At 48.3% G+C, this 17,406-nt stretch carries 15 protein-coding genes and 1 tRNA gene; 6 read left to right on the forward strand and 10 right to left on the reverse strand.

The genetic code is table 11. The features are described from left to right. Positions 1–13: 13 nt before the first annotated feature. Positions 14–613, reverse strand: coding sequence for a hypothetical protein (locus ACYCS5_RS01850; RefSeq protein WP_029517659.1), 600 nt, complete (start codon positions 611–613; stop codon positions 14–16). A 279-nt stretch (positions 614–892) separates the two neighbouring features. On the opposite strand from ACYCS5_RS01850, the gene ACYCS5_RS01855 reads away from it, so the two are divergent. Next, a complete protein-coding gene (locus ACYCS5_RS01855; RefSeq protein ID WP_029517661.1) occupies positions 893–1,525 on the forward strand; it encodes a YktB family protein in 633 nt (210 codons plus the stop codon). Between the two features lie 25 nt (positions 1,526–1,550). Here the strand turns inward: ACYCS5_RS01855 and ACYCS5_RS01860 are convergent, their stop codons facing one another. After that, on the reverse strand, positions 1,551–2,834 hold the full coding sequence (locus ACYCS5_RS01860) for an MFS transporter (RefSeq protein WP_340932581.1): 1,284 nt from the start codon (positions 2,832–2,834) through the stop codon (positions 1,551–1,553). Positions 2,835–3,021: 187 nt separating this feature from the next. On the opposite strand from ACYCS5_RS01860, the gene ACYCS5_RS01865 reads away from it, so the two are divergent. After that, entirely contained in the window at positions 3,022–4,497 is a 1,476-nt protein-coding gene (locus ACYCS5_RS01865) for an aminotransferase class I/II-fold pyridoxal phosphate-dependent enzyme (RefSeq protein ID WP_459760713.1), read from the forward strand. Between the two features lie 107 nt (positions 4,498–4,604). On the opposite strand, the gene ACYCS5_RS01870 is transcribed toward ACYCS5_RS01865, so the two are convergent. Continuing rightward, positions 4,605–4,910 (reverse strand): DUF1292 domain-containing protein, encoded by a 306-nt coding sequence (locus tag ACYCS5_RS01870; protein ID WP_007431055.1) that lies wholly within the window; start codon positions 4,908–4,910, stop codon positions 4,605–4,607. Positions 4,911–4,989: 79 nt separating this feature from the next. Continuing rightward, entirely contained in the window at positions 4,990–5,547 is a 558-nt protein-coding gene (locus tag ACYCS5_RS01875) for a hypothetical protein (protein ID WP_013310940.1), read from the reverse strand. 201 nt (positions 5,548–5,748) lie between these two features. On the opposite strand from ACYCS5_RS01875, the gene ACYCS5_RS01880 reads away from it, so the two are divergent. After that, positions 5,749–6,507 carry an MBL fold metallo-hydrolase gene (locus ACYCS5_RS01880; protein WP_340932583.1) on the forward strand — a complete coding sequence of 253 codons (759 nt, stop codon included), beginning with the start codon at positions 5,749–5,751 and terminating at the stop codon, positions 6,505–6,507. Positions 6,508–6,615: 108 nt separating this feature from the next. Here the strand turns inward: ACYCS5_RS01880 and ACYCS5_RS01885 are convergent, their stop codons facing one another. Both ACYCS5_RS01885 and ACYCS5_RS01890 read right to left on the reverse strand, forming a co-directional pair. After that, positions 6,616–6,852, reverse strand: a complete 237-nt coding sequence (locus ACYCS5_RS01885; protein WP_069010570.1) for a DUF3892 domain-containing protein — start codon at positions 6,850–6,852, stop codon at positions 6,616–6,618. An 87-nt stretch (positions 6,853–6,939) separates the two neighbouring features. Continuing rightward, positions 6,940–7,383 carry a GNAT family N-acetyltransferase gene (locus ACYCS5_RS01890; RefSeq protein WP_029517666.1) on the reverse strand — a complete coding sequence of 148 codons (444 nt, stop codon included), beginning with the start codon at positions 7,381–7,383 and terminating at the stop codon, positions 6,940–6,942. Positions 7,384–7,525: 142 nt separating this feature from the next. Between ACYCS5_RS01890 and ACYCS5_RS01895 the strand changes: the two genes are divergently transcribed. After that, a tRNA-Val gene (locus ACYCS5_RS01895) sits at positions 7,526–7,597 on the forward strand. A 249-nt stretch (positions 7,598–7,846) separates the two neighbouring features. Here the strand turns inward: ACYCS5_RS01895 and nirD are convergent. Beyond that, positions 7,847–8,176, reverse strand: a complete 330-nt coding sequence (gene nirD / locus ACYCS5_RS01900) for a nitrite reductase small subunit NirD (RefSeq protein ID WP_029517667.1) — start codon at positions 8,174–8,176, stop codon at positions 7,847–7,849. A 12-nt stretch (positions 8,177–8,188) separates the two neighbouring features. Next, positions 8,189–10,621, reverse strand: coding sequence for a nitrite reductase large subunit NirB (nirB, locus tag ACYCS5_RS01905; protein WP_241113302.1), 2,433 nt, complete (start codon positions 10,619–10,621; stop codon positions 8,189–8,191). Between the two features lie 445 nt (positions 10,622–11,066). Between nirB (ACYCS5_RS01905) and ACYCS5_RS01910 the strand changes: the two genes are divergently transcribed. Continuing rightward, positions 11,067–11,669: an ANTAR domain-containing response regulator gene (locus ACYCS5_RS01910; RefSeq protein ID WP_029517669.1), complete on the forward strand. Its 603-nt coding sequence runs from the start codon at positions 11,067–11,069 to the stop codon at positions 11,667–11,669. A gap of 19 nt (positions 11,670–11,688) precedes the next feature. Further along, positions 11,689–12,762, forward strand: coding sequence for an anthranilate phosphoribosyltransferase (locus ACYCS5_RS01915; RefSeq protein ID WP_342444230.1), 1,074 nt, complete (start codon positions 11,689–11,691; stop codon positions 12,760–12,762). Positions 12,763–12,887: 125 nt separating this feature from the next. On the opposite strand, the gene nasC is transcribed toward ACYCS5_RS01915, so the two are convergent. Both nasC and nirB (ACYCS5_RS01925) read right to left on the reverse strand, forming a co-directional pair. After that, on the reverse strand, positions 12,888–15,068 hold the full coding sequence (nasC, locus tag ACYCS5_RS01920) for an assimilatory nitrate reductase catalytic subunit NasC (RefSeq protein WP_459761291.1): 2,181 nt from the start codon (positions 15,066–15,068) through the stop codon (positions 12,888–12,890). Between the two features lie 81 nt (positions 15,069–15,149). Beyond that, positions 15,150–17,324: a nitrite reductase large subunit NirB gene (gene nirB, locus ACYCS5_RS01925; protein ID WP_459760714.1), complete on the reverse strand. Its 2,175-nt coding sequence runs from the start codon at positions 17,322–17,324 to the stop codon at positions 15,150–15,152. Positions 17,325–17,406: the final 82 nt, after the last annotated feature.

A 17,406-nucleotide genomic window follows, 5' to 3' on the forward strand; every position in this document is an offset into this window, starting at 1 on the left:
GTGTTCAGATGTACTACGCTTCCATCATCAGCAGTTGGTGGGATAGCGTTTGCAGGCGTTCATGGCAATTCCCGATTTCAGTCTTATCTCCGTCTGTCATCGCTGTGAACAGCTTCTCCAATGCATCGTCCACTTCCATTTTAAGCAGCAGCAGTCGGGTTTCTCCTTCATTGGAAGCGTACATATCCTCCATTTCCTGTGCTGACAGCACCGGTCCCTTCTGATAAATAACACGCTGCTTAAAGCCTGTAACCTCGACCAGACGAATGACCTCACCAAACAAAATATTTTCTACTAAAATATGATGGTCCTTGACTCTTTTGACAATGGCATGGCCCCGGGTGCTTCCAATCAGCTTCTCCAGCCACTCAGCCAGCTTGGCATCGCGGATCACATAATCTCCAGCCAGCTTGTAGTGTCCTGTGCGCAATTGTTGAAAACGGAGCTTCACCAGCTTGCGCCCGGTTCTCACCGACAAAACCAGATACGACTCATCCTCGCTCCAGTACAGCGAATACCCTTCCGATATCAAATCCTTGATCAGATTATGGATATGCCGACGGCTAAACCGGAGCTCTAGATTGCAATATTCTACCTCACAGCCCTTGTTCACGGCATTCCCTCCTTTTTCAAGTCCGATTCAAGAAGTCCGGCTACAGCAAGCCTGCGGCTTTCCCGCTTGATCTTCCCTTGCTCTATTTTATACTTCATTTTATGTAAGGGTACTTGGTTATTTGACCTATTTTTATGAGTAACAGCGCACAATCCTACTTTTGCCTTATATGCTTGTACCGAGCCTGGCCTAAAGTCGGTCAAGCCCGCTGACATTATGCTATAATCGGACATATTACGCCACACGACATGGCTTAACCCATTTACAGGAGGAAAAGGAATGACATTTAGTGGATTTACTGCAAAGGACTTCGATGTTTTTGAAATACCGGGGTTGGAGCCTCGTATGGAAGTGCTGATTCAGCAGGTTCGGCCCAAGCTGGAAGCGATTGGCGAGGAATTAGCTCCATTTCTAACAGATTTATGTGGGGAGCCTATGCATGTTCACGTTGCCAAGCATGCACGACGCAAAGTCAATCCCCCGATAGATACATGGGTAGCCTGGGCGGCAAATAAACGCGGGTATAAGGCGTTGCCCCATTTCGAGGTAGGTATGTTTGCTTCCCATATTTTCGTCATATTCGCAGTCATTTATGAAAGTCCCAATAAAATAACGTTTGCCCAGGCGCTTGAAGCCAACCTGAGCGATGTGCGCTCTAACATACCGGGCCATTTTTACTGGTCCATGGATCATATGGCTCCAGAAGGTACAGAACAGCAGCACATGGACACTGAAGAGTTTCAAACGATCATCCACAAGCTGCAACAGGTAAAAAAAGCCGAGGTCATGTGTGGGCTCCGTATTGATCGTAATGACCCTCTCGCCAGTGACGGAGCAGCATTGCTGCAGACGGTGCGTTCCACCTTTGAGCATTTGCTGCCGCTGTACCGAATGTCTTTCTCGAAAGAGTAGCCCTCGCTGCTTTTCAAGGCGCTGTTCAGGCCTCCACAGTCTTCCTGCGTGGATTCCGCGCCAGAGCCAAGTGGCAGCCAAACATGAGCAGCATCACGACCCCACTGATGATAAATGGAGCTGTGTGTCCAGCACGGTCCCATAGCACTCCTGAAACGAGCGGGCCTATAACCATGCCGGAGCCTTGAAGTGTTAAAAAAAAGCCCCATACCGTTGCTCGCTCGTTTTCCGGAATCAGTCGGGCAAGAAACGTGTTCCATGCAGGCAAAATGAGCGCATATCCCAAACCAATAAGCGCTACGGATACAAACACCAGCGGAATAGATCGAACGATTGAGAAGAAAAACAGCGTAATTCCGGCTAACAAAAAGCCAACATGTAGAAAATACTCCGTTCCAAGTCGGTCGACCAATTTGCCGCAAGGGATCAGTGCCAGCACAGTCACCCCACCGCCTGCAATCAGGAGCACGCTGTACAGGTTCGGTGAAATCCCAAGGTCCGTCCGAGCGTATAGCGTAAGTACTGGGCTGATCAAACCGATAACAAAAGACTGCAAAAACAGCGCCGGGTAAATTAACGGATTGACGTTAAGCTTTGTTTTGAGTACGCCGATCGTCTCTTGGATTCCCCTTAGAGTCCCCCGCTTCTGCTTTATGTACCCATCAGACGACACTAGAGCGCTCTGTTCGAGGTCAACTTTGTCAGCAGACCTTTTCGGTCCTGGCAGCATGAGAGCAACCAACAACAACACAATACTGCATCCTATCAACATCATGAACACCATGCCGTAAGAATGTCCATAGTGGGATATGGCGAAGTTCATAATGAGCGGGCCCAATCCTGTTCCGCCCATAGACGCAATTTCCAGTGTACCCATCGCCGCGCCATTGCTGTTATTAGGCCCGGACATTTCAGTCGTTCCGGTCATAACACAAGGCCAGAGCGGAGAAGTACCTAGACCGAGCAGCAGACACGCGACGACGAGCCACACGGGCTCTGTCAGTACGCTCAGCATAATAATCGCTACAAGCGTAAACAACAGCGCGGTCGACATCGTTCCACGGTAGCCAAGTCGTTCAGCCATCCAGCCCGCCGGTGCCCGAAACGCGTTGTCTCCAAAATACTGAAGTGAAAAGGCCAAACCAATAACCCCAGCCGACAAACCAAGCGTTTCTCCCATATATACCGGCAGGATGGATACCAGAAGAGATCCTTTCATAAATTCGACCAGAAATACCAAAACCCATAATTTAGTAAAAAAAGGAGTCCACAACCGCTGCGGAGCTTTTTTTCGTCCTATTTGTCTCATCTAATCCACATCCTCCACCTTCATTTTTTGGCTATAAAGACCGGGTTCTCCGCCTACTCCACTCTTTCGCAAATAAATGCGCCCTCAATCGCTTGCATTCCTACTTTAAACTGCTATACTCAATTTTGTTCTATTATCACTTGCACAGGATTGTCGAAATCCTGCACGAAAGGTTGTGACAACACTAATGAATCAAAGCAACACCCCGCTTTTTACTGCTTTGAAAAAGCATGCTCAGAGCAACCCGGTTCAATTTCACATCCCAGGTCATAAAAAGGGAGTGGGAGCAGATTCGGAATTTCGCGAATTTATGGGGGATAATGCCTTTTCCATAGATATGATCAACATCGCTCCATTGGACGATCTGCATCAGCCTTCAGGCGTCATCGAAGAAGCTCAAAAGCTTGCAGCAGAGGCCTTCGGAGCTGATTATACGTATTACAGTGTACAGGGAACAAGCGGAGCCATCATCACCATGATTATGTCGATTTGCATGCCTGGTGATAAAATTATTGTACCCCGAAACATACACAAATCTATAATGTCTGCCATTATCTTTGCTGGTGCAAAACCAGTATTTATTTCTCCAGTCAGTGATGAGAATCTCGGTATTCATCACGGGGTTACAACCAAGTCCGTACGCCGGGCATTAGAACGTCACCCTGACGCCAAGGGCGTCCTTGTTATCAACCCGACATATTACGGTGTGTGCGCCGATTTAAAGGAAATTGTAGATCTCGCTCACAGCTATAATGTGCCGGTCCTGGTCGATGAGGCTCATGGAGTACTGATTCATTTTCACTCTGATCTACCGATGTCCGCCATGGAGGCAGGAGCAGACATGTCAGCTACAAGCGTTCACAAGCTGGGTGGTTCCTTAACTCAAAGCTCAATTCTGAATGTGAATACGAAAAACGGATACGTTAACCCACAGCGTGTACAAACGATTTTCAGTATGCTGACAACAACGTCGACTTCGTATATTCTTTTGGCTTCGTTAGACACATCCCGACGTAATCTGGCCCTTAACGGTCATGAAATAGCACAACGCGCCCTTGATTTGGCTGAATATTGCCGCTCAGAGGTTAACAAGATTGAAGGGCTATATTGCTTTGGTAGTGAAATTCTCGGCACGGAAGCTACCTACGATTATGATCCAACCAAAATTACGGTTCATATCCGCCATTTGGGCCTTACCGGATACGATGTGGAAAATTGGCTGAGAGATCACTATAATATCGAGGTTGAACTTAGCGATATGTACAATATTCTCTGTTTGGTGACCCCTGGGGATACCAAAGAGGAAATTGAAATTTTGTTGAAAGCTCTGCGTGAGCTGGCTTCTCTGCACTATTCCACAGGTCAGGAGCATGAGCTGGTTGTAAAGATACCAGATATCCCTCAGCTCTCCCTCATTCCAAGAGACGCTTTTTATGGAGATACGGAAATCGTGCCCTTCAAGGAATCTGCTGGTCGCATTATTGCAGAATTCATTTATGTGTATCCACCGGGTATTCCGATCTTACTGCCAGGAGAAGTTATTTCGCAGGACAATATTGATTATATTGTTGATCATGTAGAAGTAGGCCTGCCTGTTAAAGGACCTGAGGACCGAACAGTACATCAGGTGAAGGTTATCGTCGAGACTGACGCTATTTCATAATATTGATCGGACAACACATGCTTACAAAATATGTTGATAGTCAAGAAAAAAAGCCTCCATTTGGGGGCTTTTTTCTTAAAGAACTATAACAGCTACTACATCCAATTCTATTCGTATTGGGCAACAAGCTCGCTATATGCAGCTTCTACACGTTTCCACTCATCTTCGTCCTCAATATTGTAAAGCACCATTTCTTCGTTTTCTTCTTCCATACGAAGAATAATGCCATCCGCTTCGGGATTGCCTCGCTCAAGCAGAAGAGCATAAACGTGATCTTCTACATCAAAGGTCTCTACCAGCACCATTTCTACATCTTTACCATTTTCATCAGTTAGCGTAAGAACCATTTCTTCATGTTCGTGGTCATGATCGTGGTTGCAGGCTTCACCGTGTTCATGTTTGTGATCACTCATGGAAATACCTACCTTCAAATTGTTTTATTTTCCCCCGTATCGTAACATGATCAAGGGTGCAGGTCAATTTGTGGTATGCCTAATTTATCGCTGTAATGACTTTTTCGGACACCAAGGTATAGCTGCCGTCTTTGCTCTCTTTAATATAGAAACCAACCCGGTAATTCCCTGCTGTTTTGAAATCATACGTAAAGTCGTTCGTACGGAACCAGAAGTTATCCTTTTGCGCTCCTTTGATATCTTGAGACTGAATATCCTTCACGTTGCCCGAAGGGTCGGTGATCGCTACCTTCACTCCGGAGATATCTGTTTTCAAGGTATCAATTTGACTAAATACATTAAATTTCACTTTATTGCCTTTATTCACGTTACCAAACACAGTATCTCCCTTGAACAGGAACATATGCACGTTAGGCTGGTCGAAAACAACTTTTCCACCGGATGGATCAAAATTTACAAGTCCGTTAAAATCACGGATGGGCACATAGGTCTTCCCATCAATGACAACTGCACCATCTTTTGACACCTCTCCATTAATAATCAACTGCACTTGGTCCTTGGCGGATTCCGCCGAAATGGCGGTCCCTCCCATTATTGAAAAGGCCATCATTAGGGCCATCACTCTTCTCCATTTCATCACTACTAATCCCTCCATCGTCATCTGTTAAAAACCTTCTGTCGTACATTTATACCTAGCTCAGCCGCACAAGTTGCGCTGTGTTTCACAAATTGTCCAAAGTTTTTACAGAAGGAGCCAAATCTTTAGTTCCAGCAGCATAGGTGGTAAAATACGACTGTAGAATGTCCTAGTACACAAAGTCTGGAGGATAGATCCATTATGAGCCTAACGATACAAATGCTTGGCACAGGCAGTGCCTTTGCCAAACATTATTACAACAACAACGCGCTGCTGGACAGCGGAGAAGGCAAACTGCTAATCGATTGTGGTACAACCGCTTCGTTAGCATTACACCAAATGCGCGTTCCTTTGCCTGATATTGACGCCATTTTAATCACACATATTCACGCAGATCATGTCGGAGGTTTGGAGGAATTCGGTTTTCAAATGAACATTCTCCATCGTCGCAAGCCTCTACTTTATATCGCCGAACCCCTAATCCACCCTTTATGGGAGCATACACTCAAGGGCGGGATGTCACAGCAGGGTATGATTGACAAGCTTGAAGATGTATTCGAGGTAAACGTAATAACGCTTGGTGTGCCCACTACATTAGTATCCGGTATTCAGGTGGAGCTGATCCCTACACGGCATATTCCTGGTAAAAACAGTTATTCCTTATTCATAAATGACCGACTTTTTTATAGTGCAGATATGGTTTTTGACCCTGATTTGCTTCATCATCTGGTGCATGAACGAGGATGTCGGAGTATTCTGCATGAGGTTCAATTACAAGGTGCCGGAGAAGTCCATACGACGTTGAACGAGCTGCTAAGCTTGGCGCCATCTCTTCAAGAGCGGATTCATTTGATGCACTATAGTGATGATATGGAACAATTCAGGGATAAAGCTGGCGTCATGTCCTTTCTGGAACAGCAACGATTATATCAACTTGCAGAGTTGGAACGTGCAGAGTAGCATGCTAAATACAGCTTAACAATTAACAAAAAGCCGCCTGGCTATCCTTTGTAGGAAAGCCAGGCGGCTTGCTGTTCTTAAATATAATGCTAGTGTTGCGAGTTAAGGTCAGAACAATGGCAGTTGATCCAGGTTATTAGAAGGATCTCCGTCGGCATCTCCCCGAATTCGTTTGCTGCCATCCTTGGCCTTGAAAACGTTAACGCCTGCAATTGAGCCTGTCTCAATCTCATTCAAAGCCTGGCTATAATCTAAAATCCGACCGGTAGATGTCTGAAAAGACATAAGGTCGCCATCCCCGTTTTTACGTACTGCTGTAATTTGCTCCCGTTCTGTATTAGCCATGCTGTATCGCTCCTTATCCATAGTATAGTGGAGGAACTTTTACTAGCATGCGCATTGTACAGATTTGTATGCACCTTGCGCTGCCGACTACAACTTTTTGCGCATACGAACATGCGGTATTCCCGCATCGTCAAAAGGTTCATCGGAGATCGTCTCGTAGCCAAGCTTTTCGTAAAACTTCTCGGCTTGACATTGGGCATCTAGCAACGAGTATCTTAACCCCAATTCACGTGCACGTTCCTCCAGTGCTAGCAGTAATACACGTCCATAGCCTGCGGCACGATGCTCCTTGAGAACGGCAATACGTTGCATTTTAGCTGTATCTTCCTCATAGTATGTCAACCGACCAGTGGCCACCATTTCACCATGTTCACAAATTAGCAAATGATGGGCCGTATCTCCCAGCTTGTCATAATGGTCAATTTCTAAATCGAGAGGAACCTTTTGCTCATCGACAAACACTTTGGTACGGATCGATATTGCCTCCTGTAGCTGCTCCTCTGTTGTTACACTTATAATTTCTGCGGCCATCACCTGTTCCCCCTATCATTAACTCCAAATTTGTAAACTCACTAAATTCGAATTATATATATAAATGGTCATGAAGTACAGGCTGACTTCTATTTTTTCACTTTACATATATGGTTAATACATGATATTATCTAATAACCGAAGGACGGTAGCTCAGCGGGAGAGCATTATCTTGACAGGGTAAGGGTCATGGGTTCGATCCCCATCCGTCCTATTCGTCAAAAGCCTTGATATTCAAGGCTTTTTTGTTTGTCTAGAGATAAATCCAGTTATCCTGTTTTTTAATCAAAATGATATTTATAAGATAAAAAAGCCGCCCGGAAAGATAGGGTCGACTTTTCTGTATACTCAGATCGTTGTAATTTAACAATGTCATTTTTTCTTCAGCAAAGCTTTTCACCTTAATCCTTCTATTTATATAGAAGAAAAAAAACAGGACCTCAGCACAATACGCATAGAACTCTTAGATTACGATATAAACCGCCCCGCTCTCACCGTCAATCTCCGTCGGGTAAGCAGTCACACATCCAGTATCTGGCTCTTGCACCCGGCCAGTGGAAAGGTCAACTTTCCAGTCATGGAGCGGACAATGGATTGCTGAGCCACATATCATTCCTTCGGATAACCGTCCCCCTTTGTGCGGACAACGATTCTCAAGTGCATGCACGCTGCCATCGCTCAGACGGAATACAGCTATTTCTGTATCATGAATGCGAACTGTCCTTGCTCCACGTCGGTCAATTTCGTTCAAATTAGCTATTCTGATTCTGTTGGTTGTCGTATTGGTCTCCATTTTGTCAGCCCCCTATTCCATTACTGGCTTAAGTTCCGGCAGCTGCACAAAATTTTTGCGCAGCTCTTCGTTGTGAATAATTTCGTGCCACGGATCAGTCGTCGTGCTTAATGTCTCTTCAATTCTGGTCACCAGTTGCTTCCTCGTCTCTGCATCCGAAAGTGCCTGTTTGATGGATTCCACTCCGACCCGTTCCAACCAATGGGCTGTGCGTTCGTTCCAATTGGCCTGCTCACGATAATACTGCAGATAGGCACCGGTCCATTCCATCACTTCATCCTCGGTTCTAACGGTACAAAGTAGTTCAGCTGCCCGAACCTTGATACCCCCGTTACCTCCAACGTAGATCCCCCAGCCACCGTCAATAGCAACGACGCCCAAATCCTTGATCGTCGCTTCAGCGCAGTTACGCGGGCAACCGGACACAGCCAGTTTGACTTTGGATGGAGCATTCAGACGTTCAAATGCCTTTTCCAACCGGATGCCCATCCCCATAGCATCCTGCGTGCCAAAGCGGCAAAAGGTATTACCTACACACGTCTTAACCGTTCGCAGCGTCTTTCCGTAGGCATATCCAGACGGCATATCCAACTCGGCCCAGATCCCTGGCAAATCCTCTTTTTTCACACCAAGCAGGTCAAGACGTTGACCACCCGTAAATTTAACCAGAGGCACATTGTATTTCTCCGCGACAGCAGCAATTTTCTTCAGGTCGGCAGGTGAAGTAACTCCTCCATAAATGCGGGGCACGACAGAATAGGTGCCATCTTTTTGTATATTGGCATGGTACCGTTCATTCGTAAATCTGGATTCCTTCTCATCTTCATAATCCAGTGGCCATAGCATACCTAGATAATAATTGAGGGCCGGCCGACATTTCGTGCAACCTTCCGGTTCGTTCCATCCCAGCACATTCATCACTTCTTTGACACTCTTTAATCCCATCTCCCGAATGCCATCAATGATCGCTTCCCGGTCAAGCGTCGTACAACTACAAATACCCTCTTTCATCGTTTCTCCGGCTTCTGCGCCTGCGTATAGCTGTAAGAGTCCCTCCACTAATGGCTTGCAGCCGCCACATGAGGCCGATGCTTTTGTGCATGCCTTAATCTCCCCGACACTCCGGCAGCCAGCCGCAACCGCCTCTCCAATGTCACCCTTGGATACACCATTACATCCACATACAATTTCGTCATCAGGCATCTGCTCCAGCATCATGGAGCCACTAGCTTCTGGTTGACCAGGATTGAAGCCAAGTAATAACTCTTTCTCTCGGCCAACCACCGACTCGCCACTTTTGATCAACGAAAACAGCATGGCTCCGTCAGACGTATCCCCAAACAGAACGGCTCCGATCAGTTTTTCTTCCTTGATTACGATTTTTTTGTAGACGCTACCAATATCATCCTGATACCGCAGGGAACGTGTTCCCGGTTCATCCTTGTAATCCCCTGCTGAAAACACGTCGACACCCGATACCTTCAACCTTGTCGAGGTAACTGAACCACTGTAGCCGGGAGTCTCCATTCCCGCGAGTCGCTGAGCCAGTACACCACCTTGCTCATATAATGGAGCAACCAGCCCGTAAGTGATTCCCCGGTGTTCTGCACATTCTCCAACGGCGTAGATGCCGGGGATATTCGTTTCCATGTGATCATTTACGATGATCCCGCGGTTTACAGGGATTCCCGCCGACACCGCCAGTTCAATGTCTGGTTTGATGCCTACCGCCATAACGATCAGATCCGCTTCCAACTCGCTGCCATCGGCAAATTTCAACCCTTCCACGCGGCGACGTCCTGTTATAGCCGCCGTCCGCTTATTGACCAGAAATGTCATTCCCTGCTCTTCCAGCTCGCGCCGTAGCATAAGGGAAGCAGCCTCATCCAGCTGCCGATCCATAATATATCCGTTAATATGGATAACTGTGACGTCCATCCCCAAGTTAAGCAGCCCCCTGGCTGCCTCTAGTCCAAGCAATCCGCCACCGATGACGGCTGCTTTTTTGTGCGTCTTCGCCGTCTCCATCATCGTTTCACAGTCACGAATATCCCGGAAACCGATAACACCATCCTTGTCGGCCCCTGGAAGCGGCAGAATAAAGGCTTTAGACCCCGTTGCCAACAACAACAAATCATAAGAGATGCATACGCCGGAGCGTGATGTCACCTGCTGCTTTTCCGTGTCGATAGCTGTGACAGGATCATTGGTATACAATCGAATATTGTTGTCTTCATACCAACTCCAGTCGTTGATGACAATATCCTGCAAACCAGCCCCTCCCGCCAGAACGGAAGACAGCATGATCCGGTTATAGTTTGGATGGGGCTCGGCCCCGAATACCGTAATCTCATAGCTACCTGGTGCAAGCTTCAGCAAATGTTCGAGAGTGCGTATCCCCGCCATTCCGTTGCCGATCAACACTAACTTTTGGATATTGTTCATCAGGTCACTCCCTTTCCATTTGTATCCTCAAAACATAAAAAGCCCGCTTCACATATGGGGATTCAAAATATCCCCCACATGAGAAAACAGGCTCCATTGCCGTTTCATCGAATACGCCGTTGTATCCATCAGAGTATGGAATTAAAAAGTATTGTAGCTAATATATAATGGTTCAAATGATATGTCAACATTCCTTACGCATTAACTTATAAAAAATTATATTTTATCACCATGTAACATGTCTATGACGTATAAAATATCACTCCCCTACAAAATTAGGATTGATTTTCAGACCAAAACACGCCAAAATGGTTTAAAAGTCCGTTTTAACTTGATGATGGTGGAAAAATAAAGCAAACGGATAAAATCCAATGTCATATTTGTTATCAATGAATACCATCCCCATCGCTAACTACCCTTCATATTACAGAGAGGAGGAGCCCGCTTGCGTTCCTTGTTGGTAATTCACTTACATTCTGACCATGTATCTGAGCAGACACACGCCGTTTCCTCATGGCAGGCAGGACCTGAAAACCTTTTAGAATCCAACGGATACCTAACTCTGCCCTGCCGCAATGAATCTGAAATCAAACAGCTAATCCTTAATGCAGATGCGGCGGTACTAGACATGCCTGTCGGCACGATCAGCATGTGGGGTGGCAGGCTGGAGCAAGCCAAAGCAGTCCCGTTGCTCTGGTGGTGCAGCGCAGAATCAGCGTTATCATCGACAGAGGCTTGTGAAGCTGATGTCACTGTTGATGGCATTCTAACCCCTTCTATGGCAGCCCATGAGCTGAATTGGGCTCTTCATTTTAGTGCCAAACGCTTTTTTGAACGCCAGCACTGGCAAAGTGAACGCAAGCAACTGACCGCTCGGTTGGAAGAACGCAAATGGATTGATATGGCGAAAGGAATACTTGGAGAAGTAAACGGTATCCCGGAAGCGGAAGCATATGATGTGCTGCGGAAAAAAGCAATGAACGAACGCAAACGTATCGTTGATGTGGCAATTTCCATCGTCAAAGCACAGCAAATGCTAAAAGCATAAATCTGAAAGGGGCCTGAACATGAATATCATAGAAATATTAAAAGAAGTGGGTCGTGGCAAAAGGGGCGCCCGGGATCTGAATTACGCCGAAGCCGAAGCTGCTGCCGAACTTATTATGACCCAGTCAGCAACCCCTGCTCAAATCGGAGCTTTCTTTGCCGCGGAGCGCATTAAAATGGAGAGTGTTGGCGAGCTGGAAGCATTCGTAAACGTCTGCCGTAAATATACCCATCGCTACCCGATGCATAAAGGTATTGATTTCGCCGGTCCGTATGATGGCAGGAAGTCTTCATTTATTGCCACCTTCGCAACGGCCTTTCTACTCGCCTCATGCGGAATTCCTGTAACGATGCATGGTAGTGCACCCCTCCCTCCCAAATGGGGTGTTACGCTCCCGCTTTTATTGCAGGAAATGGGAGTAACGCCCCGGAACATGACGCGTGAAATCGCCGTTCATGCCGCGAAGCTGACTGGTGTACTGTTCGTAGCCTCCGAACAGTGGTGTGTGCCCCTGCGAGATATGCGGCCCATTCGCGAAGAACTGGGGCTTCGCACAGTGCTGAATACTGCCGAGAAACTGGTTGATTACGGTTCTTCCCCATATATTGTATTCGGCGTTTTCCACAATACTGTGTTCGAAAAGACGGCGAAACTCATACAAAATCTGAATTACCACAGAGCTCTGATCGTCCAGGGGAGCGAAGGATCGGAGGATCTGTTCATCGATCGGCCGACCCGGACTTACCTGCTTGCTAACGGCGAGGTATCATTACAGGTTATTGATCCGGAAATGTACGGACTGGATTCGGTGGTACCAGAGCATAACTGGACCCCCGCTGAACAACTGCGCATTACGGAGGAAGTGCTACAAGGCACAGCTTCTATAGCCTTTTCGAATCAAGTGTTACTCAACAGTGCGGTCCGGCTGTTCGTTGCAGGGCGAGTTGACTCCATAGAGGAAGGTTTGTATACCTGCAAACCGCTGCTAGAAAATGGGCACGCCTGGGGTTTGTATTGTCACTGGCGGGAAGCCATGCTCAGAACAGAAATAAAAACGGGAGCAGACAGATCTGAAACCCGATTGCATTTATAATTACTGGCGTCACGCAGTCTGTGATTACGAGCCCTAAACTGTCCAACTCAAAAAGGCTAGCTCCCTCACTCATACAAGGGGGCTGGCCTTTTATGCAAAGAAAAAGTCACTTACTCCGTCCTGCTCTAGAACTCCGACCATTCCTCGTTATCTGCACTGGTTGCGGCTGCAGCCAGATGAAGGGGACGGATGCGTACAGCTGCCGTTTTGAAGCCAGGCATCCGACAGAACGGATCAAGATCAGGGCGGGTCGCCCGATTAACATTTTGTATCCCACCCCAATGCATGGGCACGAAGAGCGTATCTTCGCGGATATGTGGTTTGATCCGGCTGCGGACAGTGAAGCTGCCGCGCTGTGATGCTATTTCTACCCACTCCCCGTCCCTGATGTGCCAGCGTCGCGCTGTCCGCGGATGAATTTCCACATAATTCTCAATCTCTCGCGCGGCCAGCGACGGACTTCTGCGCGTTTGTGCACCGGTCAAATAGTGAGCCAGTACACGGCCGTTCGTCAAAATAAGCGGGTACTCCTCTGATATCTCCTCTCCTGCTCCACAGCTTTCAACCACCGTAAAAACAGCCTTTTGATCAGAATGGGCAAAGGTTTCCCGAAACATTGTATCCATACCGGCTCTGTCCGTAGACGGGCATGGCCAATATACTCCTTCTTCACGACGCAGCCTGTCGTATGTGATCCCGTAGTAATCGGAAGGACCGCCCCGGCTGGCGAGCCGCAGTTCTTCAAAGATATGCTCGGCATCCCTGTACGAGAAATAGCCGCCCTTGTTTAGCTTTGCAGCCACCTGACACAAAATGTTCCAGTCATCTCTAGCCTCGCCTGGTGCGGGCCTCGCCGCTTCCCGTAGCAGAACGCGGCCCTCCAGATTGGTCATCGTCCCCGTATTCTCCAAATAAGATGTCACAGGCAAAACGACGTCAGCCATTCGCGCGGTTTCCGTGAGAAACATATCCGCCACAACCAGCAGATTCAGCTTTTTGAGGGCTTTCTCCACCAGCCGGACATTCGGGTTAGATACAATAGGATTAGAGCCCATCACGAACAAAGCTTGGATTTGTTTCTGATGGACAAGCTCCATCATTTCATAGGCGGACACCCCTTTTCCTGGCAAACTGCTTGGTTTCACTCCCCATACGGACGCCACATAGGCTCGATCTTCTTCATCCTCAATCGATCTGTAACCAGGAAGCTGGTCAGCCTTTTGGCCGTGCTCTCGTCCCCCTTGCCCGTTTCCCTGACCTGTGATAGCTCCATAACCGCATCCTTCCCTTCCAATCTTGCCAGTGGCCAGCACCAGATTAAGAAATGCACGCACCGCCATATGTCCATCTGTCTGCTGTTCAACACCCCTGGCCGTAAAAACGATGCCCGTCTCCACACTGCCAAAGGCACGTGCTGCCTGCTGGATCATTTCTACTTCAATTCCGCACAACGCAGCCGATTCTCTCAGATCCACACCCTTCAAATGAGTCAACAGCTGGTCATAGCCGTTGGTCCGCTTGCGGATAAACTCTTCATTCGCAAATCCCTCATCCACGATGACCTTTAGCATGGCATTGGCCAGCACAGCATCCGTACCCGGCTTGATTTGCAGGTGCAAATCAGCGGCGGCCGCCGTTGGTGTCGCGCGCGGGTCAATTACGATGACAAAGGCGCCGTTTTCCTTCGCCTGGTGAAAGTAAGGCATTAAGGTCGGCTGGCATTCAGCGATATTCGTACCTGCGAGCACAATACAACGAGCCAACGGAATATCAGCCAGCCTGCAGGTCAGTCCGCGATCAATGCCAAACACTTTACTGCCAGCGGATGCCGCTGCCGACATGCAGAAGCGCCCGTTATAGTCGATATATCGCGTACCTACAGCCACTCTTGCAAATTTGCCGAGTAAATAAGCCGTTTCATTGGAGAGTGAACCTCCACCGTAAATTCCGATTGCATCAGGACCTTGTGTGGACAGTAGCGTAGAGAAACTGCTAGCTATAGTATCCAACGCCTCCTCCCACTTGACGGGAACCAGTTGACCCTCTTTGCGAATGAGGGGCTGTACCAGCCTTTCCGCATGAGTCGCATGCTGATGCGCATTCATTCCCTTGATGCACAACCTACCCTGCGAGGCTGCATTATGCTTCCCTTCCGCCTTATACACTGTACGAATGATACCCGCAAGTGTCTCTGTACCCGTGCTAACGGTCATCTTACATTGCACGCTGCAAAACGGGCACTGCGTATCCATTACTGACGGTACATGTAGCCCAGCTTCCGGTTTGCCTTCTCCCGACTGACACATCAAAGCCACCTTCCTTTCGCCATTTTTCGGAATTTTATCGTCTGCACGATAGATAATTCGCCATAACTCCAACTCAACCCGTCATCCTGTCAGCATTGTGGTCCGCAGACTACCCGCTAGACCACTTCGAAGAGCAGCGTCAAGCACACTTTCCCGTAATGCCAGAACACCAGTCCTTTCAATCCACTCCCACATTTTTTCCCCATACCGGGCACTATGTCGGTATATTTGCAAGCAAGTTGCAGTCAGCAGAACCGCTTCTGTCGGGTCTTCCTCCAATCCAAGCAGGTGCCCCTGGCGAACCGGATGCTCTGCATGGCCACCCGCATAGACCTCCCAGCCTGCTGGAGAACGAGATATTCCAATATCGTGGACAAGTACACCTCCGGGATACGCCGATCCAGGACAAATAGCAACTGTAACTAACGCTGGCAATGCGAGACTTCCCCATAAAGTTGCCAACCGCTCTCTTAGCCAGGCTACTTCTACAAATGCCTGATCCATCAGATCCGACTCAACAAAAGACCGATCCTCGGCATTTAGGTTCGTAAAGCGCAGACCCGCAGAGGGCGCCTCTCCTCCGTACTGCGGTGTGACCTGAACCGCAACGCCAGCCCCTAATGGATTTGTCGCAGATCTGTCGCGCAACCCGAGAGATTCCAAGTAATAAAGTACAGCCGGACGACACAATTCACACCCCTGCTGTCTAGTCCAACCGAGACGGGATACTACTTCACCTGGAGTCTGACAGATTGCGTCCACCATAGCTGTTTTAAGCGAATCATGATCGTAATGCGTACATCCACACACAGGGACAACTTCTTGGGCGGTTGGAGTAACTACAGGTCCGGAATCTGTGGATCGGGACAAACTATTTTTGACCAGTGCAGCCACCAGCGGCCGACATCCCCCACAGGAACCGGACGCTTTGGTCCGGCTCTTCACCTCTTCCACCGTCTTCAGCTTATCCGTGGCAATCGCTCGCAAAATAGCCCCCTTACTCACGCCGTTGCACGCACATACCGTTTCTTCTTCCGGCAGTGCGGCTGCCGCATCCTCTGCTTTGCTCCGGCTGTTATCCCGGGATGTAAGCTCTGTAGCGGACGCCCCGCGCCGTACCATTCCGAGCAACGAGGTACTTTCCGCCGTATCTCCGTACAAAATGGCGCCAGTGACAGCACCGCCGTGCATCATCACTTTTTTATAAACCTCCAGCATCCCGTTATATTCCATAACTGCTGTCTCGTTTCCCTCATCGCGAATGTCTCCTGCGGAAAACACATGGATCCCCGCTACCTTGAGCTGCGCATACGGAATCGTCCCTTCATAGGGAGCCGTTTCACGACCACAAATAACTTTTGCCAGCACTTTGCCCTGCTCATATAGCGGCGCCACCAGTCCGTATGAAATCCCCCGGTGCTCAGCACATTCGCCAACGGCATAAATACCAGGAATACTCGTGCGCATATAATCATCCACGACAATGGCGCGGTTTACAGTCAGACCGCTATCCTGAGCTAATTCGATATTCGGTCGGATACCAACCGCCAGCACAACCAAATCCGTGTCCAGCCTGTTCCCGTCCGCAAACATCAAGCCTTGTGCCCTGTTTCGGCCTATGATGTTGACCGTTTCCTTCGCCAAATGAAACCTCATGCCCTGTTCCTCCAACTTTCGCTGCAGAAGCACAGCTGCCGTCCGGTCAAGCTGACGGTTCATAAGATACTGCGCATTATGAACAACCTCAGTTTCCATCCCTAGATTCAGCAGGCCTTGAGCAGCTTCAAGTCCTAACAGCCCCCCTCCGATAACCGTGGCCCTGCGGTATGTTTTGGCATATCTAGCCATGGTTTCACAATCATTCACATCACGAAAAGCAATTACTCCCTGTTTTCGCACTCCAGGAATGGGCGGCATGAAAGGCAATGAGCCCGTTGCCAATATGAGCATGTCATAAGGTTCTTTCATGCCGGATTCCGTTTCCACCATCCCGGCTGCAACATCAATACGACAGACGCGTTCACCCGCGTACAGCTTTACCCCGTTCTCTTCATACCAGTCCCAGTCATGGGTAACGATATGTTTAAATGAGCTCTCCTCCTGAAGCATTTTGGACAGGAGCACTCGGTTGTACCCGGGACGGGGCTCTGCACCAAATATCGTGATTTGGAACCGCTCTGGCTCCAAATTGAGTATTTCCTCCACACATTTGATGCCTGCCATACCATTGCCGACGACGACCAGTTTTTTCATCATGTTAAACCAGCCCCATTCTCCGAATAAAATAAGACAGAAAAAGCCCTTCTCCATTCAATGGAAAAGGGCACCGTTGCCGTAA

This window comes from Paenibacillus sp. SEL3 (genome assembly GCF_054602585.1).

Excerpts from the sequence above, each read along its gene's own strand:
- ACYCS5_RS01855 (WP_029517661.1), top strand. The coding sequence starts at position 893 with ATGACATTTAGTGGATTTACTGCAAAGGACTTCGATGTTTTTGAAATA.
- ACYCS5_RS01860 (WP_340932581.1), bottom strand. The coding sequence starts at position 2,834 with ATGAGACAAATAGGACGAAAAAAAGCTCCGCAGCGGTTGTGGACTCCT.
- ACYCS5_RS01865 (WP_459760713.1), top strand. The coding sequence starts at position 3,022 with ATGAATCAAAGCAACACCCCGCTTTTTACTGCTTTGAAAAAGCATGCT.
- ACYCS5_RS01870 (WP_007431055.1), bottom strand. The coding sequence starts at position 4,910 with ATGAGTGATCACAAACATGAACACGGTGAAGCCTGCAACCACGATCAT.
- ACYCS5_RS01875 (WP_013310940.1), bottom strand. The coding sequence starts at position 5,547 with ATGAAATGGAGAAGAGTGATGGCCCTAATGATGGCCTTTTCAATAATG.
- ACYCS5_RS01880 (WP_340932583.1), top strand. The coding sequence starts at position 5,749 with ATGAGCCTAACGATACAAATGCTTGGCACAGGCAGTGCCTTTGCCAAA.
- ACYCS5_RS01885 (WP_069010570.1), bottom strand. The coding sequence starts at position 6,852 with ATGGCTAATACAGAACGGGAGCAAATTACAGCAGTACGTAAAAACGGG.
- ACYCS5_RS01890 (WP_029517666.1), bottom strand. The coding sequence starts at position 7,383 with ATGGCCGCAGAAATTATAAGTGTAACAACAGAGGAGCAGCTACAGGAG.
- nirD (WP_029517667.1), bottom strand. The coding sequence starts at position 8,176 with ATGGAGACCAATACGACAACCAACAGAATCAGAATAGCTAATTTGAAC.
- nirB (WP_241113302.1), bottom strand. The coding sequence starts at position 10,621 with ATGAACAATATCCAAAAGTTAGTGTTGATCGGCAACGGAATGGCGGGG.
- ACYCS5_RS01915 (WP_342444230.1), top strand. The coding sequence starts at position 11,689 with ATGAATATCATAGAAATATTAAAAGAAGTGGGTCGTGGCAAAAGGGGC.
- nasC (WP_459761291.1), bottom strand. The coding sequence starts at position 15,068 with ATGTGTCAGTCGGGAGAAGGCAAACCGGAAGCTGGGCTACATGTACCG.
- nirB (WP_459760714.1), bottom strand. The coding sequence starts at position 17,324 with ATGATGAAAAAACTGGTCGTCGTCGGCAATGGTATGGCAGGCATCAAA.